2 protein-coding genes are annotated in these 1,989 nt (G+C 45.6%); one reads left to right on the top strand and one right to left on the bottom strand.

The annotated features are described in order from the left end of the window. The coding region (locus GRP75_RS25570; RefSeq protein WP_272917242.1) for a thiamine pyrophosphate-binding protein at window positions 1-195 on the bottom strand (195 nt) is incomplete at its 3' end. A 314-nt stretch (window positions 196-509) separates the two neighbouring features. Between GRP75_RS25570 and GRP75_RS25565 the strand changes: the two genes are divergently transcribed. After that, the coding region (locus tag GRP75_RS25565) for a tagaturonate reductase (protein ID WP_160790731.1) at window positions 510-1,989 on the top strand (1,480 nt) is incomplete at its 3' end.

Genomic DNA, 1,989 nt, shown 5'->3' with positions numbered 1-1,989 from the left:
GCTACCACTAAGGTCAGCATCCGCTCCGGCTGCAAAGGCAGCCACTTCTTCGTGCCTTACATGAATCCATTCGATTTGACCATTGCTGCGAATGGAATCAACCATATTATTTAGAGAGTCTCCAACAATGCCATAAACCCTCTTGACCCCTGCATTGACCAAAACTTGTACAATAGTATCTGCGATTGTCTTCATAGATGTTCCTCCTGCCTAGTAAGTAGTGTTATCCTGCCCGTGCTTTCTTGCGTCTATTCTCCTGAAATGTATATAAGAACAAGGTCTCGGGATAGGGTGATAGTTAGCCTTAACCGTCTTGGATCAGGTGAGAAACAACAGAAAAAGGACGATATACTTACAAATTTTTATATAAACGTATATGTTAACGTGTTCATATTATTGTCATTATTATTTTTTTAAACTAAAAATATTGATAAAACTATTTTGTTAACGTGTGCATTGTGATAAAATAACGATGAAATCATTATGGTAATTGTGGGAGGTTACTCCGGATGAAACAAGTAGATGAATTAGACCAATTAAACAGAAAAAGCTTTATCGTAACAGACCCGCATCCTGTGAGGGTGCTGCAATTCGGGGAAGGGAACTTCCTGCGTGCTTTTGTTGACTGGCAATTTGACAAAATGAATAAGCTGGCAGAATGGAATACGGGAGTTGTGATTGTACAACCGCAGCCAGGAGGCCTCGTGGAGAAGCTTAACGAGCAGGATGGCCTGTATACGGTTATTCTTGAAGGGATTAAGGATGGGAAGGCCATGAAGGAGCATACCGTTGTGGAGTGCGTCACTCGTGGGATTAATCCATACGGCTCTGATTTTTCCGAGTATGAAGCATTATCCCAAAAGCCGGAGCTGCGTTTTGTCGTGTCGAACACGACGGAAGCGGGGATCGCTTATGCACCAGAGGATCAATTGGAAGATCGTCCGCAAAAGAGCTTTCCAGGCAAGCTAGCCGCCTTTCTGTACAAGCGCTTTCAATTCTTCGGGGGCAATCAGAGCAAGGGACTGGTGATCATTCCGTGCGAGCTCATCGACCGTAATGGAGACGCTCTCAAGGAAATCGTATTGAAATATGCGGACCAATGGAAGCTTGGGGCTGAGTTTATTGCATGGTTGGAGGAATCGAATACGTTCTGCAACAGTTTGGTCGATCGGATTGTACCTGGTTATCCCAAAGACCGGATTCATGAGATTCAAGCAGAATTGGGTTACAAGGACGATTTGGTTGTTGTGGGCGAACAGTATCATTTATGGGTTATTGAAGGGCCACAGTGGCTTAAAGAAGAATTACCTGCTCATTTGGCCGGATTGAATGTACTGATTGTCGACGATATGGCGCCATACCGTACACGAAAAGTACGCATTTTGAATGGAGCCCATACGGCGCTTACACCTGTAGCTTATTTATATGGCCTGGACACGGTGGGGCAGGCGGTCGAGCATGATATTATGGGAAACTTTATCCAGTCGCTGATTCGAGAAGAAATTATTCCGACGCTGGACTCGCCAGAAGCGGAATTGAATGTATATGCCGATGATGTTATTGAACGATTCCGTAATCCCTATGTAAGTCATTATGTTATGAGTATCGCACTAAATTCGGTGTCCAAGTTCAAGACACGGAACTTGCCATCTTTGCTCCAGTATGTGGAGCAACGTAAGGCGCTGCCTGTCAAAATCGTGTTTTCACTGGCGTCCTTGCTCGTATTTTACCGGGGTGACAGAAATGGCGAGTCGATTGCGTTGGCTGACGAAGCTGAAGTGTTGAGTACGTTTGGTGAACTGTGGAGTCAATATGACGGTACTCTTGCCGGGGCGAAGCAATTGACTGCGCTGGCACTTGGCCGGCAGTCATGGTGGGGTCAAGACCTGAATCAGATCGAAGGACTGGCTGAACAAACGGCACAGCACGTGTATGAAATTACAAGCAGAGGAATGAAGGAGACGCTCGATTCTCTAACCGGGAACAGCG

Origin of the sequence: Paenibacillus sp. OT2-17 (assembly GCF_009827695.1) — a bacterium.
Classification (GTDB): domain Bacteria; phylum Bacillota; class Bacilli; order Paenibacillales; family Paenibacillaceae; genus Paenibacillus; species Paenibacillus polymyxa_B.
The sequence above is the reverse complement of the archived record's forward strand: the minus strand, read 5'-3'. Positions and strand labels throughout refer to the sequence as shown.